The following is a 5,274-nucleotide window of genomic DNA, read 5'->3' as shown; positions in this document are numbered from 1 at the left end:
ACCGTACCGACGGGACCCCGCTGGTCGTCATCACGCGGGGCGCCGTCGCCACCGGAGCCGGTGACCCCGCCCACGACCTGCCCGGCGCAGCCGTGTGGGGCCTGGTGCGCTCGGCCCAGTCCCAGTACCCCGGCCGCCTCGTCCTCGTCGACCTCGACGTCCACGACGACTCCTGGCAGGCCCTGCCCGCCGCGCTCGCCGCCGGTGAGCCGCAGCTCGCGCTCCGGCAGGGCGAGGCCCACGCGCCCCGCCTGACCCGGCCCCGCACCGCCGACGTGCTCACCGTGCCCTCCGGCGCCGAGGCATGGCGGCTTGACATCCCGGAGAAGGGCTCCGTCGACAGGCTGGACCTCGTCGCCTGCCCCGAGGTGACCGGGGCGCCCGCCGCCGGACACCTGCTGATCGAAGTGCGTGCCGCCGGACTCAACTTCCGCGACGTGCTCAACACCCTGAACATGTACCCCGGCCCCGCCGTGCTCCTGGGCGCGGAGGCCGCCGGTGTGGTCACGGCCGTGGGCGAGGGCGTCACCGGCTTCGCCCCCGGCGACCGCGTCATGGGCCTGGTCTCGGGCGGCTTCGCCACCCACGCCGTGGCCGACGCCCGTATGGTCGCTCCCGTCCCCGACGGCTGGACCTGGACGCAGGCGGCCTCCGTCCCCGTGGCCTTCCTCACCGCCTACTACGGGCTGCGCGACCTGGCCCACCTGGAAGCGGGGGAGTCCGTCCTCGTGCACGCCGCGGCCGGCGGCGTCGGCATGGCCGCCGCCCAGCTCGCGAGGCACTGGGGTGCCGAGGTCTACGGCACGGCCGGGGACCACAAGCGCGCCCTGCTGCGCGCCGACGGCTGGGACGACACCCACCTCGCCTCATCGCGCACCCTCGGCTTCGAGGACCGCTTCCGCACCACCAGCGGCGGACGCGGCGTCGACGTCGTCCTCAACTCCCTCGCGGGCGACTTCATCGACGCCTCGCTGCGCCTCCTGGCCCCCGGCGGGCGCCTCGTCGAGATGGGCAAGACCGACGTCCGCGACCCCGAGCAGGTCGTCCGCGACCACCCCGGCGTCGCCCTCTACCAGGCGTACGAGCTGCGCGAGGCGGGTGAGGACCGCATCCAGGAGATGTTCCGCGACCTGAGCGGTCTCTTCGCCTCCGGCGCGCTGCGTCCGCTGCCCACCGTCACCTGGGACGTGCGCCACTCCCGCGAGGCCTTCCGCCACATGGCGCAGGCCAAGCACTACGGCAAGATCGTGCTCACCCTGCCGCGCGCCTGGGACCCCGAGGGCACCGTCCTGATCACCGGTGGCGCGGGTGTCCTCGGCGGCATCCTCGCCCGCCACCTCGTCACCCGGCACGGCATGCGCCATCTGCTGCTCACCGGGCGCCGCGGCCCCGACACCCCGGGCGCCGCCGAACTCCGCGCCGAACTGGAGGAGTTGGGTGCGCAGGTCACCCTTGCCGCCTGTGACGCGGCCGACGCCGACGCGCTCGCCGGGGTCCTGGCCGCCGTACCCGCCGCGCACCCGCTCACCGCGGTCGTGCACGCCGCGGGCGTCCTCGACGACGGCGTCCTTGAGTCCCTGACCCCCGAGCGGCTGCGCACCGTCCTCGCGCCGAAGGCTGACGCCGCCCGCCACCTGGACCGCCTCACCCGCGGCCTCGACCTCGCGGACCTGGTGCTGTTCTCCGCGGGCGCGGGCGTCTTCGGCAACGCGGGGCAGGCCAACTACGCCGCCGCCAACACCTACCTGGACGCGCTCGCCCACCGGCGCCGCGCGGCGGGCCTGCCCACCACCTCCCTGTCCTGGGGCCTGTGGGCCGACACCAGCTCCCTGACCGGCCACCTCGACGACACCGACCTCGCCCGGGTGCGCCGCTCCGGCATCCTGCCGCTGTCCGCCGCCGACGGCATGGCCCTCTTCGACGCCGCCCTCGCCGAGCAGCGCCCGCACCTCGTGCCGATCCGCATCGACACCGGACAGCTGCGCGCCTCCGGCGGCGACGTGCCGCACCTGCTGCGCGCCCTGTACCGGGGGCCCGTGCGGCGCACCGTCGACGCGGGCGCCGCCACCGGCACCGACGGGCTGCGCCCGCGCCTCGCGGGCCTGTCCGCCGACGAGCGGACCGGCGCCCTGCGCGACCTGGTCGCCACCTACGCGGCGGCCGTCCTCGGCCACGCCGACCCCGGACGGCTGCACGCTGACCGCGCCTTCCGCGAGCTCGGCTTCGACTCGCTGACGGCCGTCGAACTCCGCAACCGCCTCAACGCCGCCACCGGACTGCGGCTGCCCGCCACCCTCGTCTTCGACCACCCGACCGTCTCCGAACTCGCCGCCTTCCTGGACGGAGAGCTGTTCGACGGCGCCGCCGCCGCGCTGCCCGCCGCCCCCGCACCGACGGTCGCCGCGCACGGCGACGACGACGTCTTCGCCATCGTCGGCATGGCCTGCCGTCTGCCCGGCGGTGTCCGCTCGCCCGAGGACCTGTGGCGGCTGCTGGCCGACGGCACCGACGCCATCGCCCCCTTCCCGGCCGACCGGGGCTGGGACCTGGACGGCCTCTACGACGCCGTGCCCGAACACCAGGGCAGCTCCCGCACCCTCGAAGGCGGCTTCCTGCACGACGCCGCCGACTTCGACGCCGACTTCTTCGGCATCTCCCCGCGCGAGGCCGTCGCCATGGACCCGCAGCAGCGGCTCCTCCTCGAAACCTCCTGGGAGGTCTTCGAACGGTCCGGCATCGACCCCCGTTCGGTACGCGGCAGCCGTACCGGCGTCTTCGCGGGCCTTTCCTCCAGCGACTACCTCAAGCGCGTCGCGCACGTCCCCGACGAACTCGCCGGATACGTCAACAACGGCAACGCCAACAGCATCGTCTCCGGCCGCGTCGCCTACACCCTGGGCCTCGAAGGCCCCGCCGTCACCGTCGACACGGCCTGCTCCTCCTCCCTGGTCGCCCTGCACATGGCGCTCCAGGCGCTGCGGCGCGGCGAGTGCTCCATGGCGCTCGCGGGCGGCGTCACCGTGATGTCCTCGCCCGAGATCATCGTGGACTTCTCCCGCCAGCGCGGCCTGGCCGCCGACGGGCGCTGCAAGCCCTTCGCCGCGGCCGCCGACGGTACCGGCTTCTCCGAGGGCGTCGGCCTCATCCTCGTCGAGCGGCTCTCCGACGCCCGCCGCAACGGCCACCAGATCCTCGCCCTGGTCCGCGGCTCCGCCGTCAACCAGGACGGCGCGAGCAACGGTCTCAGCGCCCCCAACGGCCCCGCCCAGCAGCGCGTGATCCGCCAGGCCCTCGCCGACGCGGGCGTGGGCACCGCGGAGGTCGACGCCGTCGAGGCGCACGGCACCGGTACCCGCCTCGGCGACCCCATCGAGGCCCAGGCGCTGCTCGCCACCTACGGCCGCGACCGGGACGGCGGCCACCCGCTGCTGCTCGGCTCCGTCAAGTCCAACCTGGGCCACACCCAGGCCGCCGCCGGTGTCGCCGGTGTGATGAAGATGGTCCTCGCGCTGCGGCACGGCGTTCTGCCCCAGAGCCTGCACATCGACGCGCCGACCGAGCACGTCGACTGGGCGGGTGACGGTGTCCGGCTGCTGACCGAGGCCACCGAGTGGCCCGTGCCCGCCACGCGGCGGCCGCGCCGCGCCGCCGTCTCCTCCTTCGGCATCAGCGGCACCAACGCCCACGTCATCCTGGAGGAGGCCCCGGCCGACGTGCCCGTCGCACAGGCGGCGGCCGACGGCGTGTCCGTACCGGTGTGGAGCGCTCCGACGACCGGCGCCGCGAGCGCCGACACCGATGCCCCCGCCGAGGCCGCGTCCCTGCCGTGGGTCCTTTCGGCCCGCAGTGAGGCCGCCCTGCGCGGCCAGGCCAAGGCCCTCCTCGCCCACCTGGACGCCCACCCCGGCACCGCCCCGGCAGACATCGCCCACTCCCTGGTGGCCCACCGGGCCCTCCTGGAGAAGCGGGCGGTCGTCATCGGCACCGGCCAGGGCGACTTCCGCGCCGGGCTCGCCTCCCTCGCCGAGGGCAGCCCCGCCGCGTCCGTCGTCAGCGGGGGCCGCAGCGCCGGACGCGACCGCAGGGTCGTGCTGGTCTTCCCGGGCCAGGGCACCCAGTGGGAAGGCATGGGCGCCGAACTCCTCGCCGCATCGCCGGTCTTCGCCGAGCACATAGCCGCCTGCGAGGCCGCCCTCGCCCCGTACGTCGACTGGTCCCTGACCGACGTGCTGCGCCGGGCCGAGGGCGCGCCCMCCCTCGACCGCGTCGACGTCGCCCAGCCCGCCCTGTGGGCGGTGATGGTCGCACTCGCCGAGCTGTGGCGCGCCCACGGCCTGAAGCCCGCCGCCGTCCTCGGCCACTCCCAGGGCGAGATCGCCGCGGCCGCCGTCAGCGGAGCCCTCTCCCTCGCCGACGCCGCCGCCGTGGTCGCCGTCCGCAGCCTCGCCATCGCCCGCGAACTCTCCGGCCACGGCGGCATGATGGCCGTCGCCGCCTCGCGGGAAGAGGCCGAGGCCCTCGTCGCCGATCTGCCCGGCGTCTCCGTCGCCGCCGTCAACGGACCCGCCTCCGTGGTGGTCTCCGGCGACCCCGAAGGACTCGACACCCTGCTGGCCACCTGCCGGGAGCGGAACATCCGCGCCCGCCGCATCCCCGTGGACTACGCCTCCCACTCCGCGCACGTCGACCGGCTCGCCGACAGCCTGCCCGCCGCCCTCTCCGGCGTCGCACCCCGCGACGGCGACATCGCGTTCTTCTCCACCGTCACCGCCGACTGGCAGCCCGGAACCGGCCTCGACGCCGCGTACTGGCACCGCAACCTGCGCAGCACCGTCCGCCTGGAGGACTCCCTGCGGGCCCTCGTCGACCAGGGCCACGACGTGTTCGTGGAGTGCAGCCCGCACCCGGTGCTCACCGTCGGCATCGAGGACACCGTCGCCGCCGCCGGGGCCGACGCCGTCGCCCTCGGTTCCCTGCGCCGCGACGAGGGCGGCTGCGCCCGCTTCCTGACCGCGCTCGCCGCCGCCCACGTGGCGGGCGTGCCCGTCGACTGGCGGCCCGCCGTCGCCCACGGCCGCCCCGTCGACCTGCCGACCTACGCCTTCCAGCGCGAGCGGTACTGGCTGGAGGCGGGCGGCGCCCAGGCGGACCCGGCAGGGCTCGACACCGCCGTACGCCTCGCCGACGGCGGCGTGCTCCTCAGCGGCTCCCTCTCCCTCGCCGCCCAGCCCTGGCTGAACGCCCACCGCACCCACGGCACCGCCGTCGTCGGCG

Annotated in this window: 1 protein-coding gene; it reads left to right on the top strand. The window is 75.9% G+C overall.

Annotation, left to right across the window (positions count from 1 at the left end):
* Positions 1 to 5,274: SDR family NAD(P)-dependent oxidoreductase (locus AB8Z36_RS32485; protein ID WP_369216974.1), on the top strand; the 5,274-nt coding region annotated here is incomplete at both ends.

This window comes from Streptomyces flavofungini (genome assembly GCF_041028215.1).
Classification (GTDB): domain Bacteria; phylum Actinomycetota; class Actinomycetes; order Streptomycetales; family Streptomycetaceae; genus Streptomyces; species Streptomyces flavofungini_B.
Note: the sequence above shows the minus strand (reverse complement) of the source record. Positions and strands in the feature narration are given on the sequence as shown.